At 70.9% G+C, this 25297-nt stretch carries 25 protein-coding genes, 1 tRNA gene and 1 pseudogene; 14 read left to right on the plus strand and 13 right to left on the minus strand.

Features of this window, described 5'->3' with window-relative positions:
• Positions 1-141: 141 nt before the first annotated feature.
• The 3 genes from ACIRP2_RS23605 to ACIRP2_RS23615 all read right to left on the minus strand — a co-directional run bounded on the left by ACIRP2_RS23605 (position 142) and on the right by ACIRP2_RS23615 (position 3560).
• A complete protein-coding gene (locus tag ACIRP2_RS23605) occupies positions 142-912 on the minus strand; it encodes a DUF6227 family protein (RefSeq protein ID WP_404253330.1) in 771 nt (256 codons plus the stop codon).
• A 134-nt stretch (positions 913-1046) separates the two neighbouring features.
• The gene (locus tag ACIRP2_RS23610) at positions 1047-2156 is read right to left on the minus strand and encodes a P1 family peptidase (RefSeq protein WP_404253739.1); all 1110 of its coding nucleotides are present in this window, start codon (positions 2154-2156) and stop codon (positions 1047-1049) included.
• A 210-nt stretch (positions 2157-2366) separates the two neighbouring features.
• Positions 2367-3560 (minus strand): low temperature requirement protein A, encoded by a 1194-nt coding sequence (locus tag ACIRP2_RS23615; RefSeq protein ID WP_404253332.1) that lies wholly within the window; start codon positions 3558-3560, stop codon positions 2367-2369.
• Between the two features lie 479 nt (positions 3561-4039).
• On the opposite strand from ACIRP2_RS23615, the gene ACIRP2_RS23620 reads away from it, so the two are divergent.
• Together ACIRP2_RS23620 and ACIRP2_RS23625 are read left to right on the plus strand one after the other, a co-directional pair.
• A complete protein-coding gene (locus ACIRP2_RS23620) occupies positions 4040-4426 on the plus strand; it encodes a hypothetical protein (protein ID WP_404253334.1) in 387 nt (128 codons plus the stop codon).
• A 21-nt stretch (positions 4427-4447) separates the two neighbouring features.
• Positions 4448-4657: a hypothetical protein gene (locus ACIRP2_RS23625; RefSeq protein WP_404253336.1), complete on the plus strand. Its 210-nt coding sequence runs from the start codon at positions 4448-4450 to the stop codon at positions 4655-4657.
• Between the two features lie 74 nt (positions 4658-4731).
• Here the strand turns inward: ACIRP2_RS23625 and ACIRP2_RS23630 are convergent.
• The 6 genes and pseudogenes from ACIRP2_RS23630 to ACIRP2_RS23655 all read right to left on the minus strand — a co-directional run.
• Positions 4732-4875 (minus strand): annotated as a pseudogene (locus ACIRP2_RS23630) (large conductance mechanosensitive channel protein MscL); the annotation flags it as partial.
• A gap of 102 nt (positions 4876-4977) precedes the next feature.
• The gene (locus tag ACIRP2_RS23635; protein ID WP_404253338.1) at positions 4978-5475 is read right to left on the minus strand and encodes a hypothetical protein; all 498 of its coding nucleotides are present in this window, start codon (positions 5473-5475) and stop codon (positions 4978-4980) included.
• Positions 5476-6022: 547 nt separating this feature from the next.
• Positions 6023-6856 carry an S-methyl-5'-thioadenosine phosphorylase gene (locus tag ACIRP2_RS23640; RefSeq protein ID WP_404253340.1) on the minus strand — a complete coding sequence of 278 codons (834 nt, stop codon included), beginning with the start codon at positions 6854-6856 and terminating at the stop codon, positions 6023-6025.
• An 82-nt stretch (positions 6857-6938) separates the two neighbouring features.
• The gene (locus tag ACIRP2_RS23645) at positions 6939-7280 is read right to left on the minus strand and encodes an FmdB family zinc ribbon protein (protein WP_404253342.1); all 342 of its coding nucleotides are present in this window, start codon (positions 7278-7280) and stop codon (positions 6939-6941) included.
• A 66-nt stretch (positions 7281-7346) separates the two neighbouring features.
• Positions 7347-8630 carry an MFS transporter gene (locus ACIRP2_RS23650; protein WP_404253344.1) on the minus strand — a complete coding sequence of 428 codons (1284 nt, stop codon included), beginning with the start codon at positions 8628-8630 and terminating at the stop codon, positions 7347-7349.
• Between the two features lie 420 nt (positions 8631-9050).
• A complete protein-coding gene (locus tag ACIRP2_RS23655) occupies positions 9051-10589 on the minus strand; it encodes a potassium/proton antiporter (protein ID WP_404253741.1) in 1539 nt (512 codons plus the stop codon).
• A 288-nt stretch (positions 10590-10877) separates the two neighbouring features.
• Between ACIRP2_RS23655 and ACIRP2_RS23660 the strand changes: the two genes are divergently transcribed.
• A complete protein-coding gene (locus ACIRP2_RS23660) occupies positions 10878-13631 on the plus strand; it encodes a penicillin acylase family protein (RefSeq protein WP_404253346.1) in 2754 nt (917 codons plus the stop codon).
• Here ACIRP2_RS23660 and ACIRP2_RS23665 read toward each other — a convergent pair.
• The gene (locus ACIRP2_RS23665) at positions 13621-14208 is read right to left on the minus strand and encodes a 5-formyltetrahydrofolate cyclo-ligase (protein ID WP_404253348.1); all 588 of its coding nucleotides are present in this window, start codon (positions 14206-14208) and stop codon (positions 13621-13623) included. The two genes, ACIRP2_RS23660 and ACIRP2_RS23665, sit on opposite strands and share 11 nt — an antisense overlap.
• Positions 14209-14314: 106 nt before the next feature.
• Between ACIRP2_RS23665 and galU the strand changes: the two genes are divergently transcribed.
• From galU to ACIRP2_RS23700, 7 genes are all read left to right on the plus strand, one after another.
• Positions 14315-15217: a UTP--glucose-1-phosphate uridylyltransferase GalU gene (gene galU / locus ACIRP2_RS23670; protein WP_404253350.1), complete on the plus strand. Its 903-nt coding sequence runs from the start codon at positions 14315-14317 to the stop codon at positions 15215-15217.
• Complete coding sequence (gene glp, locus ACIRP2_RS23675) at positions 15198-16535, plus strand: gephyrin-like molybdotransferase Glp (protein ID WP_404253352.1); 1338 nt, start codon at positions 15198-15200, stop codon at positions 16533-16535. Before galU ends, glp begins: the two co-directional genes overlap by 20 nt.
• A 124-nt stretch (positions 16536-16659) precedes the next feature.
• Entirely contained in the window at positions 16660-17160 is a 501-nt protein-coding gene (gene moaC / locus ACIRP2_RS23680; protein WP_404253355.1) for a cyclic pyranopterin monophosphate synthase MoaC, read from the plus strand.
• Positions 17157-17720, plus strand: a complete 564-nt coding sequence (locus tag ACIRP2_RS23685) for a molybdenum cofactor biosynthesis protein B (RefSeq protein WP_404253357.1) — start codon at positions 17157-17159, stop codon at positions 17718-17720. Before moaC ends, ACIRP2_RS23685 begins: the two co-directional genes overlap by 4 nt.
• 17 nt (positions 17721-17737) lie before the next feature.
• Complete coding sequence (locus tag ACIRP2_RS23690; RefSeq protein ID WP_404253359.1) at positions 17738-18349, plus strand: GNAT family N-acetyltransferase; 612 nt, start codon at positions 17738-17740, stop codon at positions 18347-18349.
• A 158-nt stretch (positions 18350-18507) separates the two neighbouring features.
• Positions 18508-19632, plus strand: a complete 1125-nt coding sequence (glpR, locus tag ACIRP2_RS23695; protein ID WP_404253361.1) for a gephyrin-like molybdotransferase receptor GlpR — start codon at positions 18508-18510, stop codon at positions 19630-19632.
• A gap of 97 nt (positions 19633-19729) precedes the next feature.
• Positions 19730-19803, plus strand: a tRNA-Ala gene (locus ACIRP2_RS23700).
• Positions 19804-19906: 103 nt separating this feature from the next.
• Here ACIRP2_RS23700 and ACIRP2_RS23705 read toward each other — a convergent pair.
• On the minus strand, positions 19907-20275 hold the full coding sequence (locus ACIRP2_RS23705; protein WP_404253363.1) for a hypothetical protein: 369 nt from the start codon (positions 20273-20275) through the stop codon (positions 19907-19909).
• A gap of 120 nt (positions 20276-20395) precedes the next feature.
• Here ACIRP2_RS23705 and ACIRP2_RS23710 point away from each other — a divergent pair, with 120 nt between their 5' ends.
• The 3 genes from ACIRP2_RS23710 (at position 20396) to ACIRP2_RS23720 (ending at position 23178) form a co-directional block, all read left to right on the plus strand.
• Entirely contained in the window at positions 20396-20992 is a 597-nt protein-coding gene (locus ACIRP2_RS23710) for a helix-turn-helix domain-containing protein (protein ID WP_404253365.1), read from the plus strand.
• A 165-nt stretch (positions 20993-21157) separates the two neighbouring features.
• Positions 21158-21955: an SAM-dependent methyltransferase gene (locus ACIRP2_RS23715; protein ID WP_404253367.1), complete on the plus strand. Its 798-nt coding sequence runs from the start codon at positions 21158-21160 to the stop codon at positions 21953-21955.
• A 71-nt stretch (positions 21956-22026) separates the two neighbouring features.
• Positions 22027-23178 carry a serine hydrolase domain-containing protein gene (locus tag ACIRP2_RS23720; protein WP_404253369.1) on the plus strand — a complete coding sequence of 384 codons (1152 nt, stop codon included), beginning with the start codon at positions 22027-22029 and terminating at the stop codon, positions 23176-23178.
• 21 nt (positions 23179-23199) lie between these two features.
• Here ACIRP2_RS23720 and ACIRP2_RS23725 read toward each other — a convergent pair whose 3' ends face one another.
• Positions 23200-23679, minus strand: a complete 480-nt coding sequence (locus ACIRP2_RS23725; protein ID WP_404253371.1) for a GNAT family N-acetyltransferase — start codon at positions 23677-23679, stop codon at positions 23200-23202.
• 50 nt (positions 23680-23729) lie between these two features.
• Between ACIRP2_RS23725 and ACIRP2_RS23730 the strand changes: the two genes are divergently transcribed.
• Positions 23730-24545, plus strand: a complete 816-nt coding sequence (locus tag ACIRP2_RS23730) for an exodeoxyribonuclease III (protein ID WP_404253373.1) — start codon at positions 23730-23732, stop codon at positions 24543-24545.
• A 61-nt stretch (positions 24546-24606) separates the two neighbouring features.
• On the opposite strand, the gene ACIRP2_RS23735 is transcribed toward ACIRP2_RS23730, so the two are convergent.
• Positions 24607-25257, minus strand: coding sequence for a MerR family transcriptional regulator (locus ACIRP2_RS23735; RefSeq protein ID WP_404253743.1), 651 nt, complete (start codon positions 25255-25257; stop codon positions 24607-24609).
• Positions 25258-25297: the final 40 nt, after the last annotated feature.

Raw genomic sequence — 25297 nt, forward strand, 5'->3', positions numbered from 1 at the left:
GGGCCGGGGCCCCCCGCCGCACCGCCCCCCGCCCGCCCGCCGCGCGCCCCCCCCCGGGGGGGGGGGGGGGCCCCCCCCGGGGGGGGGGGGCCCCCCCCCCCGGGGGGGCGCCCGCCCACCTCTCCTGTGTGACGGGCTCGGTCAGCAGATGTGAGCACGGCTCTCCATGGCGCCGCGTGCGGACTGCTCGTCGCCGTACACCTCGCACATGTGGCGGCCGTCGGGCGTAGCCGTGTGCTCGACCTCCCACAGGCTCGTCTCGCTGCCGTCGAGGAGCAGGAAGGCGTGCTCGTACAGGGTGAAACCGGCGTCCCGCCCGTCCACCCGGCACTGTCGGCCGAAGACCTGGGTGATGTGATGGGCGAACGCGGCGCGCAGCAGGCGGGCGGTCTCCTCACCGGGGCCGTCGCTGTTCTCCGCGCGACGCAGGACTCGGCGGGCGTGGTCGGCGGAATTGTCCGGGGCGTACATCCGGGGCAGCGGGACCGGGGGCGCCGCCATCAGGACCGTGAGCACCTCCAGATCGGCCTGCGGTCCGTCGTCCCCGAACATCGGGGCCTCACCGCAGCCGCCGGCCAGCCGCGCGGCGGCGACATGGACATCCGCCTCGTCGTCGTACAGCTCGTGGTGGCGCAGGTCGGGCTCCGTCCGGGACCGCGGGCCCGTCGCGCCCCGCGGACCGCCGTGCACCAGCTCCCACAGGGTGAGGGGGGTGCCGTCGGACAGCAGATACGTGTGCCGGTAGGTCTCCCGGTGGAGTACGGAACTGTGGTGCGAGGAGTGCAGGGAGCTGCTGTGGGCGAGTGCGGTACCGAGTCTCTCGACCGTGCTGTCGGGCAGGTCGAAAGAGTTGAGTGCCCGTCGCAGGAGTCGCTCGAGGTGCTGCTCGGTTGTCTCGTACGGATCGCTCAAGGTGCTGTCTCCAGGCCGTCGCCGCGTGTTACTTGGTGCGTGCTTAACGTAGTCCCTGGCTCCGACATCGTGACCGGGGTTCAGAAAAACGTATGTCGCGCGCAGATGGTTCCTGTCGGTTCGTCCGAACTTCCTTACTCGGGAGGCGAGTCGGATGCCGGGCGTTCGCGCGGCGCGGGCGGTGCCGGGGGCCGGTGTCCGCCGTAGAGATCGCTGTACGAAGGGTAACTGCCCCCGCCGGGGCGGCCGTCAACGCTCCGAGCTGCCCGGACGGCCTTCACGATGGCGCGGGTCAGGACGTCCGCGCCGGCCGCCAGGAGGTCGTTGAGCGCGATCGGGTTCCGCGGATCCAGCTGCTGGGCGCCGGTGGCCAGTGCGAAGACGGTGTCCCCGTCGGTCAGCAGATGTACGGGGCGGACGGCGCGCGCCAGTCCGTCGTGCGCCGTGCCCGCGAGCTTCTGCGCCTGGGCCCGGGTGAGATCCGCGTCCGTGGCGACGACCGCGAGGGTGGTGTTGAGCGGAGGCCGGACGCCCGTCGCCCGCGCCTCGGCCAGGCGTCGCTGTGCTGCACGGTGGACCTCGGGCGCGGGGTGCACCGGCGGTTCGGCGGCGCCGTACTCCCCGTACAGCACTCCCGTACGCGGATCGACCACCGAACCTGCCGCGTTCACCACGACGAGCGCGCCCACCGTGATCCCGGAGTCCAGCCGCACGCTCGCCGTGCCCACCCCGCCCTTCAGCTGCCCGGCGACCGCCCCCGTACCGGCGCCGACATCCCCCTCGGCGACCGGAGCCCCCGACTCGGTGCCCGCCGCTTCCTCCACCGCCGCGCGACCGGTCGACGCGTCGGGGCGGGCCCGCCAGTCGCCGCCCCGCCCCAGGTCGAAGACGCACGCGGCCGGAACCACCGGCACCACCTGTGCTGGATCGGGCCCGACCCGCACCCCGCGCCCCTGTTCCTCCAGCCAGGCCATCACACCCGACGCCGCGTCCAGGCCGTACGCGCTGCCGCCCGTCAGGACGACGGCGTCGACGCGCTGGACCAGATTGCGCGGATCGAGCGCGTCCGTCTCCCGGGTGCCGGGGCCACCGCCGCGCACGTCCACGGCCGCGATCGCACCGCCCTCGGGGGCGAGGACCACCGTGGTGCCGCTCAACGCACCCGCGCCCGCCACCCGCGCGTGGCCGACACGCAGTCCGGCGACATCGGTCAGCGCGTCGAGCGGCCCGGCGGCGGCTGACAACGGGGAGGGGCCCGTCGGTTCCTGCGGTTCTTCCGTCACGCGTGCTCCTCACTGGAAACTGGATTCACCACTACTGGAAACCGGATTCACCATGTGCGCCGTGCGGTGCTCGCGACTCGCCGCCCCGGCACCTCCGGCGCCACTCGCGCGACCGACGTCATCGGCGTCGGCCGTGCCGCTCGGGCCGTTCCTGCCATCCGCGGTTGTCGCTCACCGCCCGCTCGCCGCCCCTGCCCCGCCCGTGCCCGCCACGTCCGGCCGCCGGGACAGGGCCACGCCCACGGCCACCGTCGCCGCCGCCACCAGGCCGGCCGCGAACACCGCCCATTCCCCGGCGAACGTGCAGGCCAGGATCGCCAGCGCGGCCAGGGGGAGAGGCAACTGTTCCGCGAGATCGCGCTTGAAGTGGCGGGCGTGCAACGCCCACACCGTCAGCAGGAAGAGCGCGGAGGGCACGGTCACCGCGGCGGCCGCCACGGCGTTCGAGACATGGGCCTTGCCCACGGCCTGTTCCACGGCGACCTCGATGCCCGAGCCGATCGCCGCCGCCGAGCCGAAGACCAGGAAGTGTCCGTATCCCCAGATGAACGCTTCCCTGCTGCCGCGGAGGTAGTCGTGGATCGGCACGGCGAAATAGATCCACCACGCCGAGAAGACGATCAGCAGCCCACCCGCGGCGATCGGCAGCAACGCGCGGAACGCGTTGTGCTCGTCCATGGCCTCCTGGACCGCGACGGTGGCCGCCGCGATCGTCTCGCCCAGCACGATGATCGTGAACAGGCCATAGCGCTCACCGATGTGGCGTGGATGCCAACTCGTCGCGCGGTCGCGCTCGGCCAGCACCGGAACGGAGATCTCCGCGAGCACCAGCACGACGAAGACGGCGGCACGCGCCCCGCCCGAGTTGTCGGTCAGCAACAGCATGCCGATCCAGCCCAGCTGCACCACGGTGATCCCGACGGCGTACCGCAGGGCGACACGCCTCTCGGAGCCCTGGGTGCAGTACGCGGCGCGCAGCCACTGGCTGGTCAGCGCGAGCCGCATCACGACATAGCCGGCCACACCGACCGTCCAGTCGCCCGTGTCGAAGGCACGCGGCACCCCGGCGGCGAAGATGAGCACCCCGGTGATCTGGACGAGGGTGACCACGCGGTACAGGGGATCGTCGGTGTCGTAAGCCGAGGCGAACCAGCTGAAGTTGACCCAGGCCCACCAGATCGCGAAGAAGACGGCCGCGTAGCTGACGATTCCGGTGACGGCGTGTCCTTCGGCGACGGCGTGCAGCAGCCGTCCGCCCGCCTGCGCCACGGCGACGACGAAGCAGAGGTCGAAGAACAGCTCCAGCGGGGTGGACGCGCGATGTTCCTCGGCTCGACTGCGGGCAGTCATTCTGGGCCTGGTCATGGGCATATCGGCACACCAGATGGGTCGGCGGCGCTCGGGTGACGCGTCCCGGACGCCGGTCAGCGGATTCTCGTGCATGTGTTCATGAGCCGACGGGGGCGCAAGGTCCTCGGGGGAACCGCAGGCCGGTGCGGCTGTGCCGGCCCGGCGACAGATTACGGTCCGGACGGGCGAACGGGCTCACCCCGCCGATCAGCAAAACAGGACCAATCGCCCCACGCGACCCTACGGTGACGGAGTGACCGGGCCATCAGAAGCCTCCGCCGAAGCCGCGCAGCCCGCCTCCGGCGCGCGCATCCCCGGAGCGCCCGGCACCCAGCCCGCCGGGACCGGATCCGGGCCCGGTCGCACCGGACCGGGCGGACCCCCGACCCCCGACCCCCGGCTCCCCGACCCCCGACTCCCCGTTCTCCGGCTCCCGGTCCGTCACCGCCCGCGCGACCGCGGCCGGCGTCCTCGTCTCCGCTCCGCTGGCACACATGACCGAGGCCCAGCAGCACCGGAGCGAGGAGCCCCCGGACCGCCCGGAGTACCACCCGGGCAGCGCCCGTCCCGAGCTCAATCGCCCCCTCCACGAGCGGTATCCGCAGATCCGCTCCACCAGCGGCTACGGCGACCCGCGGGTCAGGCGCACCGGTCCCGGCCCGGGCGCGGGAACCGACCAGGAACCGGAGCGCTCCGCGAAACTGACGGCCCGGCTGGCCCCGACCGTGACCGTCGTCATCGGACAGCTCTGGGGCCTGACCGTCGTCATCGACGCGTGGATGGAGGGGAACACCGGCACGGCCTGGTGGGGTGCGGGCTTCCTCTGTCTGTCGTTCCCCTTCGTCCTCGGGTTGTGGCTGCTCGCCCCGAAGGACCGCTGACCGCCGCCGTACTCTGGATGTATGAGCACCGCCCCCGCCCCCGGCCCGCGCGATTCGAAGCCCACCCAGCCGGTACAGCCGAAACCCGGACCGGCGCTGATCTTCGACGATCCGCTGGACCAGCAGTCCGCGGACGATACGGACCGAGGATGGGGTGAGCGGGCCCCGGCCGGTGGCAGCGCCGGCGATCTGGCGCGCTTCCTCGACGAGAAGCCGCCCCACCACATCTGATCCCTTGCTCCGTGGTGGTCCGACGACGCCGCTGCCGGTTCTCCTGCCACGCGTCCCACCAGTGGTCGTGACCGCTACCGGTCGTGACCTCGGCCGGGGTCCTCGCCGTGGCCCCCGCGCATCGGGCCGCCGCGCAGCGAGACGAGAGCGTCGCGGATCTCCTTCAACACTTCCGGTTCGCTCACCTCCAGCGTCTCCGGCACGCCCTCCTTCGCCTGTGCCGTACGCGGAACGAAACCCTCCGCAACGTACGGCAGTGTGCGAAGAAGTCGCCCGATGTGCGCCTTTGGTTTGATTGTTTGATCGTTCATCAGCGCACGTCAGCACAGAGTCACCGCCAGCCTGGCCGAAATGCCCGCACCGGCCAGCGAGGCGGCCACGGCCCGGGGGACCGACAGCACGATCAGCGCTCCGTCTTCCGCAGGACCTTCGACCGGGGGCTGTGGGACGTCGGCCACCCGCGCGCCCTTCGCCAGCACCCGGACATCGCTTCCGGTCGGCGCGGCAGTGATCACGTCGACCCGGTCTCCCGGTCGCAGCAGCCGCACTGTCGCGGCATCCGCGATCCGGACCGGCGCGGACACCAGTGGAACCGACTGCCGCGCCCGCTCCGGAGCCGTCCCTGCCGTACCGCCCTCCCTCATCCGTGCCCCCCGCGCGGTGTCCCCGTCCGCGCCGTCACCGCCCAGCCCCGTCGCGGCGAGTGCGGCAGCTGTCAGGGCCAGCCCGGCGGCCAGGACGCGGCGCTGTCGCCACAACGCACGCCGCAGACGGTGCCCACCGCCTCCGCGCACCCGCACCGGCTCGAACGCGGGCACACCACCCGGCGGGGGAGCCGATGCCGGTGGTCCCGGAGCCGTCGGCCGTGCCGTCCCGGCACTCGCAACGGGACGTTCAGGGCGTACGGACGCCCACGACGGGGGCGATGGGAACGGAGGGAGCGGCGGCGAGCACGGCGGAGAGGGCCGAGGCGACGGGAACGCCTGGGGCGGAGGGCAGGACTGAGACGGCGGGGAGGGCGGGGGAGGCGAGAGCGACGGAGACGGCGGGGAGGGCGGGGGAGGCGAGAGCGACGGAGACGGCGGGGAGGGCAGGGACGGCGGGAACGACGGAGACTGAGGCAACGGAGACTGAGGCAACGGAGACATGGCAAACACCAACTGCCGTGAGGAGATTCGGACGAACACGCCTCACGATCCACCGTCCGCGAGTTTCCCGCCGAAGCCTGTGGATGCCCCAGGCGTTGTGGACAACTTCCTCACCCACTCACACCACAACGGTCACCCGCGACCCGCTACCCGCAACTGCCTCCCACTGCCTGCCCCACTCCGTCCCGTTCCCCTCACGGCCGTCCCCATCGACCCGCTAAGGAAGCTCGATCCCCGTGTCCAGCCCGTCCAGCGCGTGGGAGCACGGGCAGTCGCGGTCGGCCACCGCCGGCAGCGCGGCCACCACGTCGAAGAGCACCGCGCGCAGCCGGTCCACATTGGCCGCGAACACCTTCAGCACTTCTCCGTGGGAGACGCCCTCCCCGGCCTCCGCCCCCGCGTCCAGGTCCGTCACCAACGTCATCGTCGTGTAGCAGAGGCCCAGTTCGCGCGCGAGGATCGCCTCCGGATGCCCGGTCATCCCGACCACGGACCAGCCCATCGCCGCATGCCAGCGCGATTCCGCCCGGGTCGAGAAGCGCGGCCCCTCGACGACCACGAGCGTTCCGCCGTCCACCGGCTCCCAGTGCTTCGCGCGTGCTGCCGCCAGCGCGGCCCTGCGCCCCTCGGGGCAGTAGGGATCGGCGAAGCCCAGATGCAGGACGTTCGGCTCCGCTCCGTCGGCCCGGGTCTCCCCGTCGTAGTACGTCTGCGTCCTGGCCTTGGTGCGGTCCACCATCTGGTCGGGCACGAGCAGCGTGCCGGGCCCGTACTCCGGACGCAGGCCGCCCACCGCGCACGGGCCGAGCACCTGACGCACACCGACGGAGCGCAGTGCCCACATGTTGGCCCGGTAGTTGATGCGGTGCGGCGGCAGATGGTGGCCGCGCCCGTGACGGGGCAGGAAGGCGACGCGTCGGCCGCCCACCTCGCCGAGGAAGAGGGAGTCGCTCGGCGGTCCGTACGGGGTGTCCACACGCACCTCCGTCACGTCCTCCAGGAAGGAGTACAGGCCCGAGCCGCCGATGACACCGATCTCTGCGTTCACCATGCGATCACACTAGCGGCGCGAGAAAACGCCGAGGACCCCGCCGAACGGATCGACGGGGTCCCGGGGAACGTTGCGGTGCGACTCAGGCTGCCGACGTACCACTCGTCGAGGACGACGAGGACGACGAAGAAGACGCGGGGACCGAGGAGGAAGCGGGCGACTTGGAGTCGGACCCGGTCGACGACGACGAGGAATCGGAACCGGATGCCTTCGCCGAGGACGACGCCGGCGTGCTGCTCGACGAGGAGCCACGGCTGTCGTTCCGGTAGAAACCGGAGCCCTTGAAGACGATGCCGACCGCCGAGAACACCTTCTTGAGGCGTCCTTCGCAGCTCGGGCACACGGTCAGGGCATCATCGGTGAACTTCTGCACCGCCTCGAGGCCCTCGCCACATTCGGTGCACTGGTACTGATAGGTCGGCACTTGCTCCTCCTGGCACTCTCACTCAATGAGTGCTAACGACGCTCCATACTGACGTATTCCGCGGGATCAGTCCACCGTGACCGGCTCCCGGTGACCGACACCACGTGCCACGGTCCGCGGCGAGGCGGCGGGCACGAGCCTCGAACGCAGTGCCAGCAGCGTGGCCAGCGCCAGTACGGTCGCCACCAGCGGCACCACGAAACCGGTGCTCGCGCCGTGGGCGTCGGCGAGTCGGCCGGCGATCGTCACCGCGCCCGCCTGGCCCAGAGCGACCGAGCCCGTCAGCCAGGTGAACGCCTCGGTCCGGGCGGACTCCGGTACCAGCCCCTCGACCAGCGTGTAGCCGCTGATCAGGGCCGGGGCGATGGAGAGTCCGACCAGCAGTCCGAGCCCGGCCAGCAGGGTCATGGAGTGCACCGCCCACAGCCCGGAAGCGGTCAGGGCCAGTGCCGTGTACCCGACGATCAGCCGCCGTCGCGGCCCGCTCTTCCATGCGATGGCGCCGCAGGCGATCCCGGCCAGCATGTTGCCGGCCGCGAAGACCCCGTACAGCAGGCCGTTCGCACCGGGCCGGCCGACCTCCTCGGCGAAGGCGGTCAGCGAGACCTGCATGCCGCCGAAGACCGCGCCGATCCCCAGGAAGGTCACCGCGAGCACCCGGACGCCCGGTACGGACAGCGCGGACGCATGCCGCCGGGAGGTGCTGGTGGCGCGGGTGCTCACCGCGGGCTGGGTGCGGCGCTGCGCGGCGAAGAGCAGGCCGCCGACCAGAGTGAGGCCGGCCTCCGTGATCAGGCCGGCTGCCGGGTGCACCCCGGTGCACAGCGCGGTGGCGAGCACCGGGCCGATGACGAAGGTGAACTCGTCCGTCACCGATTCGAACGCCGCCGCGGTCGGCATCAGCGGGGAGGCCGCACGGCCCGGTGCCGCGCCCAGCACGGCTGCCCAGCGGGCCCGGACCATCGGCCCGACCTGCGGAACGGACGCGCCGGTCGGCACGGCCGCGGCGAACAGGGCCCACAGAGGCGCGTCCGCCAGCGCCAGCGCCGTCAGCGCCGACACGGACACCGCGTGCACCAGGACACCCGGCAGCAGTACGGCGCGCTGGCCGAAACGGTCGGCGAGCTTTCCGGTCTGCGGGGCGAACAGAGCCATGGAGACACCGGTCACGGCGGCGACGGATCCCGCGCTGCCGTACGAGCCGGTGGTGTGCTGGACCAGGAGCACGATGCCGATCGTCAGCATCGCGAAGGGCTGCCGTGCGGCGAAGCCCGGCAGGAGAAACGTCCACGCACCAGGGGTGCGCAGCAACTGCCCGTATCCGGGGCGGTCGGAGACCGTGGACGCCACGGTCCATGCCTTTCTGCCGCCTGGTGGCCGAGCTCCCGCCCTGCCGGCACGGGTGGTGCGGGCTCGTACGGGTGCTGCCGAGAGCTGTCCTCTTCGCGCGGGACTGCGGTAGATGCCGGGCGCTCAGCAGAGGCGGAGGACGCCACGACCGCCATACGGTCGCGCCAGCTCTGCGTCAGGCAGAGTTGGTCGTTCAGGTTGGTCGATCGGGTTGGCCGATCTGGCCGCTCGACCCCTACCGGGGGCCGATCAGATGGCCTTCATGATACAGGCAGACACCCTTGCGGGCCTCTGATTGTGGGCAGGGAGCCTGTTCAGGCCTCGGATAGAAATACACAGCCTCTTCCGTCCCAGCCGTCGCATCGACTCCGGCGGCCGGGGCCGCCGGAGTCGAGGGCCGCCGGGGTCGACGCGACGACGTCAGTGACGGGCTTTCGACCCGTCCGCCTTCCCCATTCTCTTCACGGCCTTCAGCGCGTGCGCCACGTCATGGGCGACATCGGGCGCGGCGAGGCTCTCGCCACCACTGCCGGTGGTGCCCAGCCAGCCCGCGAGCTTGCCGCCCTCGCCGACCGCGCGCAGCCGTGCCTCCGCCGAGTCGCGCACCGGGTCGGTGGTGACCACGAGCAGTTCGTCACCGCGCCGAAGCACGGTCGACGGCGCCGGCACGAAGCTCTTCCCGTCCCGTACGACCAGGGTGACCGCGGCGCCGGCGGGCAGCCGCAGCTCCCCGACCTCCACGCCGTGCATCTTCGACCTGCCGGGGATCGCCACCGACAGCAGATGGCCGCGCAGCCGTTCCAGTGGTGCCGACTCGATGCCGAGGTCGGTGGCCTCGGCCGGGTCGTCGGCGATCTTCAGGGCCTTCGCCATCCAGGGCAGGGTCGGTCCCTGGATCAGGGTGTAGACGACGACGAGCACGAAGACGATGTTGAAGATCCGGGTGGAGCCCTCGACCCCGGACACCATCGGGATGGTCGCCAGGATGATGGGTACGGCGCCGCGCAGCCCCGCCCAGGACATGAACGCCTTCTCCTGCCAGGGCAGCCGGAACGGCGCCAGCGAGATGAAGACCTCCAACGGACGTGCCACCACGGTCAGCACCAGTCCGACGATGACCGCGGGCCAGAAGTCGTCGTACAGGTCGTGCGGGGTGACCAGGAGACCGAGCAGCACGAACATGCCGATCTGGGCCAGCCAGCCGAGCCCGTCGGCGAAGCCGCGGGTGGCGGGCCAGTGCGGCAGTTTGGCATTGCCGAGGATCATCGCGGCCAGATAGACGGCGAGGAAGCCACTGCCGTGGACGAGGGCGCCCGCAGCGTACGCGGACACCGCGATCGCCATCACCGCGATCGGGTAGAGGCCGGACGCGGGCAGTGCCACGTGACGCAGCCCGAACGAGCCGAGCCAGCCGACGGCGAGACCCATGGCCGCACCGATCGCGAGTTCCAGGGCTATCTCGCCGACCAGTATGTACCAGCTGTCCACCGGTCCTTTGGTCGAGAAGGCCACCACCAGGATCACCACGGGGGCGTCGTTGAAGCCGGACTCGGCCTCCAGTACGCCGGTGACCCTGGCGGGCAGCGGCACCTTGCGCAGCACCGAGAAGACCGCGGCGGCGTCCGTCGACGAGACGACCGCGCCGATGATCAGCGACTGGCGCCAGTCCAGGCCGACCAGGTAGTGCGCCCCGGCCGCGGTGACACCGACGCTCACCGCGACGCCGGCGATCGAGAGCACAGCGGCAGCCGGCAGCGCGGGTTTGATCTCTTTCCACTTCGTGCCCAGGCCGCCCTCGGCGAGGATCACGACCAGTGCGGCATAACCGATCACCTGGGTCAGTTCGGCATTGTTGAACTTGACGTCGAAGAGGCCGTCCTGCCCCATGACGATCCCGATGCCGAGATACAGGAGCAGGCTGGGGAGCCCGCTGCGTGACGAGATGCGCACTGCCGCCACCGCGACGAGCAGGACGAGTGAGCAGACGAGCAGGAGTTCGTTGAGCACGTGGACAGTCAGTGGCCGTTCCTTCCCTGCGTACGCCTGCCGAATCGAGTTTCGGCATCGGCCGTTGGCGGCCGGTACTTCGTTACCTTACCTAATCTTTAACGTTTTCTTGACGCGTTCGATCGTTCGTACGACCACCTCGGAATTCGAACCATCTCGATGCCGCGTCAGAGCCGCGTCGGCGCTGCGCCTATGGTTGCTCCTGCACTCCCAGGACCACCTGCCCCTCGAAGGACAGCGATGCCCGCCAACACAACCGCCTCTTCCGGCACCACCGGTTCCACCGGTGGGAAGACCGGCAGGAAGAAGGGGCGACGTGCCCGCCTGATCGTGATCGTCCTGGTGCTGGCGCTTGTCGCGGGTATCGGTTACGGCGCGTTCTGGTCCGTATCAACCGTGCGGGCCTCGTACCCGCAGACGACCGGGTCGATCAAGATCGAAGGCCTCGACGGCAACGTCGACGTCAAACGCGACAGCTACGGGATCCCGCAGCTGTACGCGGACACCGACGCCGACCTCTTCCGCGCCCAGGGCTTCGTGCAGGCGCAGGACCGCTTCTGGGAGATGGACGTCCGCCGTCACATGACGGCCGGCCGGCTCTCCGAGATGTTCGGCTCCGGGCAGGTCGACACGGACTCCTTCCTGCGCACGCTCGGCTGGCGCAAGGTCGCTCAGGAGGAGTACGACAACGTCCTGTCCGCGGACACCAAGAAGAACCTCCAAGCGTACGCGGACGGCGTGAACGCCTACCTGAAGGGGCGCGACGGCAAGGACATCTCCGTCGAGTACGCCGCCCTCGGCCTCACCAACGACTACAAGCCGGCCGAGTGGACCCCGGTCGACTCGGTCGCCTGGCTCAAGGCCATGGCCTGGGACCTGCGCGGCAACATGCAGGACGAGATCGACCGCTCGCTGATGACCAGCAGGCTCGACGCGAAGAAGATCGAGGACCTCTACCCGCCCTACCCGTACAAGAAGCACAAGCCGATCGTCGAGGGGGGCGCGATCTCCTCGGTCACCGGGAAGTTCGACCCGGCCGCGACGCCGTCGTCGTCCGGCCTCGGCTCGGACACCGTGCAGGGCGCCACCGAGGGCGTGAGCACCCAGCTCGCCTCGCTCTCCGACACCCTCGACCAGATCCCGGCGCTGCTCGGCCCGAACGGCAACGGCATCGGGTCCAACTCCTGGGTGGTCTCGGGGCAGTACACGACGACCGGCAAGCCGCTGCTCGCCAACGACCCGCACCTGGCGCCGCAGCTGCCCTCGCTCTGGTACCAGATGGGGCTGCACTGCCGCGAGATCTCGGCGAAGTGCCAGTACGACACCGCGGGCTACACCTTCTCCGGCATGCCCGGCGTGATCATCGGTCACAACCAGGACATCGCCTGGGGCTTCACCAACCTCGGCGCGGACGTCACCGACCTCTTCCTGGAGAAGGTCTCCGGCGACGGCTACCTGTACGACGGCAAGGTCAAGCCGTTCACCACCCGCGAGGAGACCATCAAGGTCGCCGGCGGCAAGAGCCGGACCATCACCATCCGCGAGACGAACAACGGCCCGCTGGTCTCCGACCGCAGCAGCGAACTGGAGAAGGTCGGGCAGAAGGCCCCCGTCGGCAACTCGGCTCCGGACCGGGCCGAGGGGTACGCGGTCGCCCTGAAGTGGACCGCGCTGGAACCCGGCAAGTCCATGGACGCAGTCTTCGAGCTCAACCGGGCCAAGGACTTCAAGAGTTTCCGGGCGGCGGCCGAGCACTTCGAGGTGCCCTCGCAGAACCTGATCTACGCCGACACCAAGAACAACATCGGCTACCAGGCCCCCGGCAAGATCCCGGTCCGTATCCAGGGCGACGGCACGATCCCCAGCCCCGGCTGGTCCTCGGAGTACGGCTGGAAGAAGGACCCGATCCCGTTCGAAGAGCTGCCCTACGAGTACAACCCGAAGCGCGGCTACATCGTCACCGCCAACCAGCCCGTCATCGACGAGAAGAACTATCGCTACCTGCTCACCAAGGACTGGGGCTACGGCACCCGCAGCCAGCGGATCAACGACCTCATCCAGTCGAAGATCAAGGGCGGCGGGAAGATCTCGACCGAAGACATGCAGAAGATGCAGATGGACAACACCAGCGAGATCGCCGCGCTGCTGGTGCCCGAGCTGATGAAGATCAACATCTCGGACAAGAGCGTGCGCGAGGCGCAGAAGCTCCTGGAGGGCTGGGACTACACCCAGGAGTCCGACTCGGCCGCGGCCGCGTACTTCAACGCGGTCTGGCGCAACATCCTCCAGCTGGCCTTCGGCGACAAGCTGCCCAAGGAGCTGCGGGTCAAGGGCGAATGCCTCAATGTGCCCCGCGCCGACAGCTCGGGCCCGGTCGACGAGCAGGGCAAGCTGGTGCGCGAGTGCGGCCAGCGCGAGCCGGACACGGCACAGCCGGACGGCGGTGACCGCTGGTACCAGGTGGTCGCCAACCTGATGGACGACCCGAACAGCGACTGGTGGAAGTCGCCGAGGAGCGGCCGGGACACGGCGACCGAGAACCGCGACCAGCTCTTCGCCCGCGCCATGGCGGACGCCCGCTGGGAGCTGACCGCGAAGCTCGGCAAGGACATCACCACCTGGAGCTGGGGCCGGCTGCACCAGCTGACCCTGAAGAACCAGACCCTCGGCACCGAGGGCCCCGGTCTGCTCCAGCGTGTCCTCAACCGCGGCCCGTGGAACATCGGCGGCGGCGAGGCCGCGGTGAATGCCACCGGCTGGAACGCGGCCGGCGGCTACGACGTCGTCTGGGTTCCCTCGATGCGGATGGTGGTCAACGTGGGGGACTGGGACAAGTCCCGCTGGATCAACCTCACCGGCGCCTCGGGGCACGCGTTCGCGGCGCACTACACCGATCAGACCGACAAGTGGGTCAAGGGCGAACTGCTCGACTGGTCCTTCGGGACGAACGCCGTCATGAAGTCGACGACCGACACCCTGACCCTCAAACCGTAGGGCCCGTCCGGCGGGTCATGGCCGGAGTCACCACCACGTCCACGGGGTGGTCGTGCGGTTCCTCGGGGACCCGCGCGACCACCTCGTTCTCGTACAGCAGGACGATCAGCGCGGGATGCGCCCCCGCCGCGGCGAGCCGGGCCAGCACCCGGTCGTAGCTGCCGCCGCCGCGGCCGAGCCGCATCCCGCGCGCGTCCACCGCGAGGCCCGGCAGCAGGACCACGTCGGCCTCCAGAACCGCGTCCGGGCCGAGCCGTTCCCCGTCCGGCTCCAGCAGCCCGCGGCCGGCCGGGGCCAGACGGGCGGCTCCTTCGTACGGTGCCCAGTCCAGGTCGTTGTCCGGAAGGAGCACCGGCAGCAGCACCCGCACGCCCCGCGCGCGGAGCACGTCCAGCAGGGCGCGCGTGCCCGGCTCGCTCCCCACCGAGACATATGCGGCGACGGTGCGGGCCCCGGACAATTCCGGGAGACCCAATGCGACCCGGGACAGAACCACCCCGGCGTTTTCCACGTCTTCCCTGCTGAGAAGGCGCCGTGCAGCCAGCAGTTCACGCCTGAGAAGCGCCTTTTGGGACATGTCGGTGTTCAACGGTCACCCATGAATCTCTCGTATATGCATACAGGCGTACAAAATTAACCAGAGCCTCATCTTCCGCCCATACGCAACGGATATCGTTCTTCGCATGACTCAGTCGCACACCAGGATCAGCAAGGCTGTCATCCCGGCCGCAGGGCTCGGTACCCGCTTCCTGCCGGCCACCAAAGCCACTCCGAAGGAGATGCTGCCTGTCGTCGACAAGCCGGCGATCCAGTACGTCGTCGAGGAAGCGGTGGCCGCCGGTCTCTCCGACGTACTGATGATCACCGGTCGCAACAAGCGCCCCCTCGAGGACCACTTCGACCGCAATTACGAGCTGGAGTCCGCGCTCACCCGCAAGGGAGATGCCGAACGGCTCCAGAAGGTCCAGGAGTCGAGCGACCTGGCCACCATGCACTATGTCCGGCAGGGCGATCCGCGCGGCCTCGGCCACGCCGTGCTGTGCGCCGCACCGCACGTCGGCAACGAGCCGTTCGCGGTCCTGCTCGGCGACGACCTGATCGACCCGCGCGACCCGCTGCTGGCCCGCATGGTCGAGATCCAGGAGCGCGAGGGCGGCAGCGTCGTCGCGCTGATGGAGGTCGAGCCCGAGCAGATCCACATGTACGGCTGCGCGGCCTTCGAGCCCACCGGCGAAGGCGACGTCGTGCGCGTCACCGGTCTGGTCGAGAAGCCCGACAGGGCCGAGGCGCCCAGCAACCTCGCCATCATCGGCCGCTATGTCCTGGACCCCGCGGTCTTCGACATACTGCGCAGGACCGAGCCGGGCCGCGGCGGCGAGATCCAGCTCACCGACGCCCTGCAGCTCCTCGCCGAGGACGAGAAGATCGGGGGCCCCGTGCACGGTGTGGTCTTCAAGGGGCGCCGTTATGACACCGGTGACCGGAGCGACTACCTCCGTGCCATTGTCAGACTCGCGTGCGAACGTGAAGACCTGGGCCCCGACTTCAGGGCCTGGCTCCGCAGTTATGTCACCGAGGAGATGTAGCACTTTGAGCAGCAGCCCGATCTGGTCGGTGGACGAGCACCTGGAAGACATTCTCGGCGCGGTGCGACCGCTCGAACCCATCGAGCTGCAACTGCACGACGCCCAGGGCTGCGTTCTCGTCGAGGACGTCGTCGTGGAGATCGCCCTGCCACCCTTCGACAACAGCTCGATGGACGGGTACGCGGTCCGTGTCGCCGATGTCGAGGGCGCCGACGAGGAGTTCCCCGCCGTGCTCACCGTCATCGGTGACGTCGCGGCGGGCAGTGACGGGCTGCCCGGCGATCGGAGCGTCGGACCGGGCGAGGCCGCCCGCATCATGACCGGCGCCCCGCTGCCGGCCGGTGCCGAGGCCGTGATCCCGGTCGAGTGGACCGACGGCGGCACGGGCGGCGGCCCCGCCGACACCATGCGCGCCCACCGCGACGCCCCCGAGGGCGCGGGCGGTGAGGTCCGCGTCCACCGCCCCGTCGAGGCCGGCGCCCATGTCAGGGCGCGCGGCAGCGACGTCAGGCCGGGCGATCTGGCCCTGAGCGCCGGATCGGTGATCGGCCCTCCGCAGATCGGACTGCTCGCCGCGATCGGCCGCTCCACGGTCAAGGTGCGGCCCCGGCCGCGCGTCGTCGTGATCTCCACCGGCAGCGAACTGGTGCAGCCGGGCGAGGAGCTGACCGGCGGCCGGATCTACGACTCGAACAGCTTCGCCCTGACGGCCGCCGCCCGGGACGCCGGAGCGATCGCCTACCGGGTCGGTGCCGTCACGGACGACGCGGACACGCTCCGCGCCACGATCGAGGACCAGTTGATCCGCGCCGACATCGTCGTCACCACCGGTGGGGTCAGTGTCGGGGCGTACGACGTCGTGAAGGAAGCCCTGTCGTCGGTGGGCGACGAGGACGAGCCCGGCAGCGGCATCGACTTCCGCAAGCTCGCCATGCAGCCGGGCAAGCCGCAGGGCTTCGGCTCGATCGGCCCCGAACACACACCGCTGCTGGCGCTGCCGGGCAATCCCGTCTCCAGTTACGTCTCCTTCGAGCTGTTCGTGCGGCCCGCGATCCGTACCCTGATGGGGCTTCAGGACGTGAACCGTCCCACCGTCAGAGCCGCGCTGAACACCGACAAGGCGCTGTCCTCACCGGCCGGCCGACGGCAGTTCCTGCGGGGCACGTACGACGCGGAGGCCGGCACCGTCACCCCTGTCGGCGGTTCCGGATCGCATCTGATCGCGGCTCTCGCCCGAGCCGACGCGTTGATCGTGCTGCCCGAGGACGTCACCTCCGCCGAGCCCGGCACGGACACCGAGGTGATCCTGCTCCGCTGATCCCCGGGCGGTGGCGGTACGGTATCTGCCGCTGTGCCTTCCCGGGGACACCCCCGGGGCCCCGGGCCCGCACCCCGGTGCGGGCCGAGCGGGCAACCGGCGCCCTACCGCGAGGCGGAGTGAGTTGAGTACGCAGAACAGGCTGACGCACATCGACGAGGCGGGCGCGGCCCGCATGGTCGACGTCTCGGAGAAGGACGTCACCGCGCGGGTGGCCCGCGCCAGCGGCCGGGTCCTCGTCTCGCCGCGCGTCGTCGAACTGCTCCGCGGCGAGGGGGTCCCGAAGGGCGACGCCCTCGCCACCGCGCGTATCGCCGGGATCATGGGGGCCAAGCGGACCCCCGACCTGATCCCGCTCTGCCACCCGCTCGCCGTCTCCGGCGTCGCGGTCGACCTGAGCGTCGCCGACGACGCGGTGGAGATCCTGGCCACGGTGAAGACCACGGACCGCACCGGCGTCGAGATGGAGGCCCTGACGGCGGTCTCGGTCGCCGCGCTCACCGTGATCGACATGGTCAAGGCGGTCGACAAGTCGGCGGTCATCACGGACGTACGGGTCGAGGCGAAGTCGGGCGGCAAGTCCGGCGACTACCGGCGCACCGCACCGGACGGAGCGGACGCGTGACGGCGCCCGGAACCGGGGCCGGTGACAGCCGGCCGGCCGGGCCTCCGCTCGGTGGCGCGCCGACCACCCCGTACGCCGCCCTCGTCGTCACCGCGTCGAACCGGGCCTCCGCCGGGGTCTACCCCGACAAGGGCGGCCCCCTGATCTCCGAGGCGCTCACGCAGCTCGGCTTCACCGTCGACGGGCCGCGGGTCGTGCCCGACGGCGACCCGGTCGAACAGGCGCTGCGCGAAGGGGTGGCCGCCGGGTACGACGTCATCGTCACCACCGGTGGCACGGGTATCTCGCCCACCGACCGCACCCCCGACGTCACTCGTCGCGTCCTCGACCACGAGATTCCCGGCATCCCCGAGGCGATCCGTGCCGAGGGCCGCGACAAGGTGCCCACCGCCGCGCTCTCCCGAGGTCTCGCGGGTGTCGCCGGCGGCACGCTCATCGTGAACCTGCCGGGCTCCACCGGCGGGGTCCGCGACGGCCTCGCCGTCCTCGCACGTCTTCTGGTGCACGCCGTCGACCAGCTGCGCGGTGGCGATCACCCCCGACCCGGGAGCCCGAGCTGAACGTCCCGACGTGGCCGGTGGTCCTCAACGACGGCGAGGTCACTCTCCGTCCGGTGAAACTGCGCGACCAGCGCATGTGGCGCGAGGTCAACCGGCGCAACCGTGAGTGGCTGCGCCCCTGGGAGGCGACCGTGCCGCCGCCCGCCCCGGGCGGTCCGGTGGCCCAGCGCCCCACCTACCGTCAGATGGTCCGTCATCTGCGCTCCGAGGCCAACGCGGGCCGGATGCTGCCCTTCGCCATCGAGTACGAGGGCCGCCTCGTCGGTCAGCTGACGGTCGCCGGGATCACCTGGGGCTCGATGTGCTCGGGCCACATCGGCTACTGGGTCGACCAGGAGGTGGCGGGCCGCGGGGTGATGCCGACCGCGGTCGCCCTCGCCGTCGACCACTGCTTCGCCAGGGTCGGACTGCACCGCATCGAGGTATGCATTCGGCCGGAGAACAGGCCCAGCAGACGCGTCGTCGAGAAACTGGGATTTCGTGAGGAGGGCCTGCGCCCGCGCTATCTCCACATCGACGGCGCCTGGCGGGACCATCTCATCTACGCGCTCACCGCGGAGGAAGTGCCCGACGGGCTGCTCCGGCGCTGGCACCAGGCACGACCCGGAACACCACGGGAAATGAAATAAGTGTTCGATATTGATCGGCGTATGGCCGCAAACGAACGCGCAAACTCGCACGGGCGATCTGAACAATCACAAAAAAAGTCCTTGAAATCAGCCGGATCGTGCGACACACCGGGCCAATTGGCGGATGCCCCCGTGCAAACCCCTCTACGGTGTGAGACGTGAGCAGCAGCGGCCTGATCTACGCAGTCATCGTCGGGGCCTGGGCCGCCTACTTGGTGCCGATGTGGCTCCGCAGGCAGGACGAGCTCAATGAAGCCCGCCCGACGGAACGCTTCAGCACCGCCATCCGGCTGCTGTCCGGACGGGCGGCCATGGAGCGCCGGTACGCCAAGGAGTTGCGGGGGCGCATCGCCGAGGAGGCGGAGCCCGACGCCGACCCGGACGCCGTCACGGATCGATTGGATTCCGTGGACGTCCGGGCCTTCGCCGCGCCTCCGGCGCACACCGAAGCCCGGATGCACGACCCGGCGCACCCGCCCGAGCACTCGGACCGGGAGCGCTCCGGGCCCGGCCCTTCGCGGCGCGCGCGCCCGCGCTCCGGTGCGGCGGACGCCGAGCGCGTCCGGCGCGCCCAGCGCCTGCAGGTTCTCGCGCGCCGGCGGCGCACCACTGTCGTCCTCTTCCTCGCCTTCACCCTCGGCGCGGTCGTCGCGGCGGTGGGCGGCCTCGGCTTCCTCTGGGCGCCCGCGGTCCCGGCGGTCCTGCTGAGCACGTACATCGTGCATCTGCGCTCCCAGGAGCGACGCCGGTTCGCCTTCACCATGGACCGGCGGCGGGCCGAGGTGGCGGCGCAGCATCTGCGCGAGAACCGTCCCCGCAGGCACCAGCCGGCCGCGGCGGCCCCCGCCGAGGCCGACGAGGAGCCCGAAGCGCGCCACCCCGAGCCCGAGCCCGCACCCGCGGTCTCCCCGCAGGAGGCCGGCCGCCGCGCCCTGGTCGAGCAGACGGACCACGCGGAATGGGTCGACCAGCAGCGCGAACGCGGTCGGGTCCAGGGCGACAGCTGGGAGCCGGTCCCGGTCCCGCTGCCGACGTACGTCACCGCCCCGGTCGCCCCGCGTGTCACGGGCGGCGTCGAGGTGGGCAACCCGGAGACCTGGAGCGCGGCCCGCTCCAGCGCCGCCGAGCCCAGCCAGACGGGCACCTCGCACGCCGTGGCGCCCCCCGTCGACCCGGCACCGCGCCAGCGCACCAACCAGTCCCGCCGCACCCGCGACCGCGGCCGGACCCCGCTCTTCGACCAGTACGAGGACGGGGAACGCCCCCGTGCCGCCAACGAGTGAGCCCCTTCGCGCCCCGCTGCGACACCGACTCGGCTGACCAGCAAGGACCGGATTTCCGAGCACCCCTGTGGGGGTGCTAGAGTTTCACTCGTTGCAAGGGCCTGTGGCGCAGTCTGGTAGCGCACCTCGTTCGCATCGAGGGGGTCTGGGGTTCAAATCCCCACAGGTCCACCGCACACACGAGATCCCGTCCGATCGAAAGATCGGGCGGGATCTCGTCGTTCCGGTACTTCCTTCCGCACGGGTCCGTGTGGGGAAGGGACCTCACGGGCCGTCAGCGGCGGCGGGCGGCCCACAGCCAGGTGACGTCGATCACGGCGATCGCGCCCCAGATCCCGCAGACGGCGGCAACGCCGGGCGGCGCGAGTGCTGTTGCGAGGGCGCCGAGTGCGATCGTGCCCAGCACCACTCGGGCGCCACGCCCCGCGGTCAGGGAGGCGCGCAGCGGCCCGGGTTCGGCCAGCCGGTCGGACAGATAGGCGTCGAAGGCCTCCGCGACCTGGTCGTCGATCTCGTCCCGCAGCCGGGCGTCCAGGGAGTCGGGTACGCGGGCCGCCCGAGTCGCTCCCGCTGTGGCCCCGACGGCCGTCCCGGCTGCCGCCCCGGCTCCCGGTGGCACTCTTCCGGTCACTTCTTCTCGCATCTCGCCCCCGTGATACGCGGCGCCCGGTGGCGCCTCCCGGACCAACGTAGCGATTGCAGAGATGTTCTGCAAACAGTCTCTGCAATGATTGCAGAGAATCTCTGCACTATGCTGGCGGGCATGGTCGAGCGTCCCGAGACGAGAGTGCTCACCGGCCCGGACCTCAAGGCCTTCTACAAGGCGCTGTCCAATCCGGTGCGCCGCGACATCCTGAGCTATCTCGGCGAACACGGCGAAGCGAACTCCACCGGCGTCGCCAAGGCCCTCGGTGAGTCCACCGGTACCACCAGCTATCACCTGCGCAAGCTCGCCGACCTCAAGCTGATCGCGGAGATCGAGGAGCGTTCCACCGGGCGGGAGCGCTGGTGGAAGTCGCTCATGACCAACATCTTCACGCCGCCCGGCCTGGAGATGACGGCGGACGAACGCGAGGCCGCCGTGAAGATCGGCGCGCTCAAGATGACCCATGACCTGAATCTGGTCGTGCGGGCGTACGCCGGGTACGACGCCTCGGCGGGCTGGAACCAGATCTACCGGGCCGGGCTGCGGATGACGAAGGAACAGGTCGCCTCGTTCACCGAGGAGTACCAGGCGCTGCTGCACAAGTACGCGAGCGCGCCCGGTGAACACCCGCCGGGCTCACGCCAGATGGCCGTTCGCCTGGTGGTGCTGCCCGACGACGGGCGAGGCGCACCGCCGCCGGCCGACGGGGCGTGACGGCGGGGGCGCCGCACCGAACCGCTGTGTGTTCAGACGTGGTTGCCCGGTGTCCGGGGGACGTGTCGGTGGGGCGGTCTACGCTGGTGGCGCTCGGCTGCTTCCGCGGGTCCTGACGGGCCGAGTGCTCAGCTGCTCGTGACTTCCCGTACCAAGGAGCGTCCTGTGACGGCCGGAACACCCGAGGTCCAGATCGACACCGGCAAGCCCCACCCCGCGCGCGTCTACGACTGGCTCCTGGGCGGCAAGGACAACTATCCGGCCGACCGGCAGGTGGGGGAGACGCTGCCCGAGGAGGCGCGGGGCAACGCGGCGCGGAACCGGGCCTTCATGCACCGGGCCTCGGCGTGGCTGGCGCGGGGCGGGGTCGACCAGTTCCTCGACATCGGCACCGGCATCCCCACGGCACCCAATCTGCATCAGGTCGTCCAGGCCATCACCCCGGCCGCCCGGATCGTCTACGCGGACAACGACCCGATCGTCCTGCGGCACGCGGAAGCGCTGCTGACCAGCAGCGCGGAGGGGGCCACCGACTACCTCCACGCGGATGTACGGGAGCCGCAGGCCATCCTCGAACGCGCCCGTGGGCTGCTGGACTTCAGCCGGCCCATCGCGCTGTCCCTCATCGCGCTCATGCACTTCCTGCCCGACGACCAGGACCCCTACGGCATCACGCGCACCCTGGTCGACGCCCTGCCCGAAGGCAGCTTCCTGGTGCTCTCGCACGGCACGGCCGATCAGCACCCGGAGCTGCGGCAGAAGACCGAGACCGCGTACAAGAAGGGGGCGATCCCGCTGCGGATGCGGACCCGGAGCGAGGTCGAGCACTTCTTCGAGGGCCTGGACCTCGTCGAACCCGGGCTGGTGTACGCCACGCAGTGGTACCGGGAGGGGCCGGCGCCCGTCGAGGAACGCAGTGGTTTCCACGTGGGTGTCGGGCGGGTGCGCCGAGCCGGGGCGTGACGTTGGGGACCGATGAGTTCGGGGCGGTGCGGCGGTCCTCCCTCTGAACGCGACAGCGGGAAGGTGGACCGGTGAGCAATCTGCGCGACCTCCTGGAGAGGCATGTCGGCGGCGGATCGGCGCCCGGGGCCGTGGGGCTGGTGGCCCGCGGCGACCGGGTCGAGGTGGCGGCGGTGGGCTCCGCCGACGTGGTGGGCCGGGCCCCGATGGCCAGGGACTCGATCTTCCGCATCGCGTCGATCACCAAGCCCGTCACCGCCGCGGCGGTCATGATGCTGGTCGAGGACGGCCGGATCGCGCTCGACGACCCGGTCGGGCCGTGGCTGCCGGAGCTCGCGTCACCGAAGGTGGTCCGCACCCCGGCATCTCCGGCCGACGACGTGGTCCCGGCCGCCAGGGCGATCACGGTGGCGGACCTGATGACCTTCCGGGCCGGGTACGGCTTCCCGTCCGACTTCTCGCTACCGGTGGTCGGGCTGCTGTTCGACGAGCTGAAGCAGGGGCCGCCGCAGCCCCGGCTCGTCGAGGCGCCGGACGCGTGGATGGCCACCCTGTCCCGTATCCCGCTGCTGCACCAGCCGGGCGAGGTATGGCTGTACAACACCTGCTCCGACATCCTGGGCGTGCTGATCGCCCGGGTCTCGGGCTCGTCCTTGCCCGAGTTCCTGGCCGAGCGGCTGTTCGAGCCGCTCGGCATGGCCGACACCGGATTCGCGGTACCGGCGGACGGGCTCGACCGGTTCACCAGCTACTACCGGACCGGACCGGAGGGCGGTGGCCTTCAGCTGGTCGACGGCCCTGACGGGCAGTGGAGCAGCCTGCCGGCCTTTCCGTCCGGGGCCGGTGGCCTCGTCTCGACCGTGGACGACTGGTACTCCTTCGCCCGGATGCTGCTCGCCGGGGGGAGCGCCTGCGGGCGCCGCCTGCTGTCGGCCGAGTCGGTGCGACGGATGACCAGCGACCATCTGACGCGGACGCAGCGCGACGCCGGCACGTTGTTCCTGGAGGGGCAGGGCTGGGGCTTCGGCGGCTCGGTCGATGTCGAGGTCATCGACCCCTGGAACGTCCCGGGACGCTACGGCTGGGTGGGCGGCACCGGAACGGCGGCGCACCTCACCCCCGCCACCGGCACGGTCACCGTCCTGCTCACCCAGCTGGAGATGACAGGACCGACCCCGCCCGCGCTGATGCGGGAGTTCTGGCGGTACGCGGCCGAGGTCTGAGGCCCGGGAGTGCAGAAAACCTCAGTTCAGCGGCTTCGCGAAGCAGATGCTGCTCTCGTAGGCGCGGTAGTGGCCGAACTTCTCGCACGGGGTGTAGCCGCTGGACCTGTACAGCGCGATGGCCTCGGGCTGTTTGTCCCCGGTCTCCAGCACCATGCGGGTCCGGCCGGCGGCCCGTGCGTCGGCCTCCAGCGCGGCCAGGATGCGGCGCGCCAGCCCGTTGCCGCGGCCCTCGGGGATCACGAACATCCGCTTGATCTCGGCGTCGCCGTCGGAGTATCCCTCGGCGTTGTGCTCCTGGGAGCGCCAGCCGCCGGTGGCGACCGGGCGCCCCTGCGCGTCGTAGGCGAGGAGGTACAGGCCGTTCGGCGGGTCGAACATCGACGGGGCGAGCGGTGTGACATCGCCCTCGTCGCCGTATCGCTCGGCGTATTCGAGCTGCACCTGGTCGTTGAGTTTGACGGCATCGGCGTGGTCGAAGGGCCGAGGGTGGATAATCATGCGAATAATGGTACAGGTATGCAATTCATTGATGCCGGTATCGTGCCGTAATGCTCACTGTGACCACCGTCAATGTAAACGGGCTCCGCGCCGCCGCCAAGAAGGGCTTCGTCGAGTGGCTGGCCGGGACCGGAGCCGATGTGCTCTGTCTGCAGGAGGTGCGGGCCGAGCCGCAGCAACTGCCCGCCGAGGTGCGTGAACCGGAGGGCTGGCACACCGTGCACGCGCCGGCCGCCGCCAAGGGGCGGGCGGGTGTCTCCCTGTACACGCGGCGTGCGCCCGAGCGTGTGCAGATCGGGTTCGGTGGCTTCGGGGACGCCGGGAGCGAGGAGTTCGACGCGAGCGGGCGGTACGTCGAGGTCGATCTGCCCGGCGTCACGGTCGCGAGCCTGTATCTGCCGTCCGGCGAGGTCGGCACGGAGAAGCAGGAGGAGAAGGAACGGTTCATGGCCGCGTTCCTCCCTTATCTGCAGGGCCTCAGGAAGCGTGCCGCGGCCGACGGTCGCGAGGTGGTGGTCTGCGGTGACTGGAACATCGCCCACCGGGAGGCCGACCTGAAGAACTGGAAGGCCAACAAGAAGAGCTCCGGCTTCCTCCCGGAGGAGCGGGAGTGGCTGACCCGGGTCTTCGACGAGGCCGAGTACGTCGACGTCGTACGGGCGCTGCGTCCGGAGGAGGAGGGGCCGTACTCGTGGTGGTCCTACCGGGGGCGGGCCTTCGACAACGACACGGGCTGGCGCATCGACTACCAGGTGGCGACGCCGGGGCTGGCCGTCCGCGCGGTCAAGGGCTGGGTCGAGCGGGCCGCGACGCACGGTGAGCGGTGGAGCGACCATGCGCCGGTGACGGTGGTCTACGAGCTGTAGACCCGCGGGACGGAGACCGAGGGCCGGGGTGTCGACGGGGCGGGAGGCCCGGGAGTACGGGTCAGGACTCGCTTTCCCGCAATGGGCGGTCCGGGGCCTCGTGGCGCAGGCGCCGGTCCAGCGCCATGGAGAGCTCGGCGTCCACCACCGCGCGGGCCAGCGGGCGGAGCTGGGGCGGCTCGGTCTCGTCGCTGTGGGCCCGGAGGATGCCGACGAACAGGTCGGCGAGCGCGTCCGCGTGCTCGCGGACCCGGCGGCCGGCCGAGAGCACCGTGGCGAGCGGTATCCCCTCCCGGACCAGTTCCGCCGACGCCTCCAGCAGACGGCGGCTGATGTGGACGATCTCGTCGCCGTCGGTGGCCAGGTAGCCCAGGTCGAGCGCGGCGGCCAGATTCTCCGGGGTGACCTCGCCCTCGAAATGGTCCGCGAGCTGTTCGGGGGTGAGACGCACCGGCGTCTCCTCGCTCGGCTCGCCCAGGCCCAGCACTTCGGCGACATCGCGACCGCTCTCGAAGGTGCGGGCGAGATCGGCGATGCCGGTGAGCGTGTGACCGCGTTCCAGCAGGCCCGCGATGGTGCGCAGTCGCGCCAGGTGGTGGTCGTCGTACCAGGCGATGCGCCCCTCGCGGCGAGGCGGTGAGATCAGCCCGCGCTCCCGGTAGAAGCGCACGGTCCGCACGGGGATGCCGGCCGCATCGGCCAGCTCCTCCATGCGGTATTCACGGTGCTCGCGTCCCTCAGCCACACCCGCA

The organism is Streptomyces sp. NPDC101194 (assembly GCF_044767885.1).
In the GTDB taxonomy this organism is placed as follows: Bacteria; Actinomycetota; Actinomycetes; order Streptomycetales; family Streptomycetaceae; genus Streptomyces.

What these genes read in the sequence shown, in the direction of transcription:
- ACIRP2_RS23640 (WP_404253340.1), bottom strand. Translation starts at nt 6,856, where the DNA reads ATGGTGAACGCAGAGATCGGTGTCATCGGCGGCTCGGGCCTGTACTCC.
- ACIRP2_RS23730 (WP_404253373.1), top strand. Translation starts at nt 23,730, where the DNA reads ATGCTCACTGTGACCACCGTCAATGTAAACGGGCTCCGCGCCGCCGCC.
- ACIRP2_RS23725 (WP_404253371.1), bottom strand. Translation starts at nt 23,679, where the DNA reads ATGATTATCCACCCTCGGCCCTTCGACCACGCCGATGCCGTCAAACTC.
- ACIRP2_RS23735 (WP_404253743.1), bottom strand. Translation starts at nt 25,257, where the DNA reads ATGGAGGAGCTGGCCGATGCGGCCGGCATCCCCGTGCGGACCGTGCGC.
- galU (WP_404253350.1), top strand. Translation starts at nt 14,315, where the DNA reads ATGACTCAGTCGCACACCAGGATCAGCAAGGCTGTCATCCCGGCCGCA.
- ACIRP2_RS23615 (WP_404253332.1), bottom strand. Translation starts at nt 3,560, where the DNA reads ATGACCAGGCCCAGAATGACTGCCCGCAGTCGAGCCGAGGAACATCGC.
- glp (WP_404253352.1), top strand. Translation starts at nt 15,198, where the DNA reads ATGTCACCGAGGAGATGTAGCACTTTGAGCAGCAGCCCGATCTGGTCG.
- ACIRP2_RS23705 (WP_404253363.1), bottom strand. Translation starts at nt 20,275, where the DNA reads ATGCGAGAAGAAGTGACCGGAAGAGTGCCACCGGGAGCCGGGGCGGCA.
- ACIRP2_RS23710 (WP_404253365.1), top strand. Translation starts at nt 20,396, where the DNA reads ATGGTCGAGCGTCCCGAGACGAGAGTGCTCACCGGCCCGGACCTCAAG.
- ACIRP2_RS23665 (WP_404253348.1), bottom strand. Translation starts at nt 14,208, where the DNA reads ATGTCCCAAAAGGCGCTTCTCAGGCGTGAACTGCTGGCTGCACGGCGC.
- ACIRP2_RS23620 (WP_404253334.1), top strand. Translation starts at nt 4,040, where the DNA reads ATGACCGAGGCCCAGCAGCACCGGAGCGAGGAGCCCCCGGACCGCCCG.
- ACIRP2_RS23625 (WP_404253336.1), top strand. Translation starts at nt 4,448, where the DNA reads ATGAGCACCGCCCCCGCCCCCGGCCCGCGCGATTCGAAGCCCACCCAG.
- ACIRP2_RS23660 (WP_404253346.1), top strand. Translation starts at nt 10,878, where the DNA reads ATGCCCGCCAACACAACCGCCTCTTCCGGCACCACCGGTTCCACCGGT.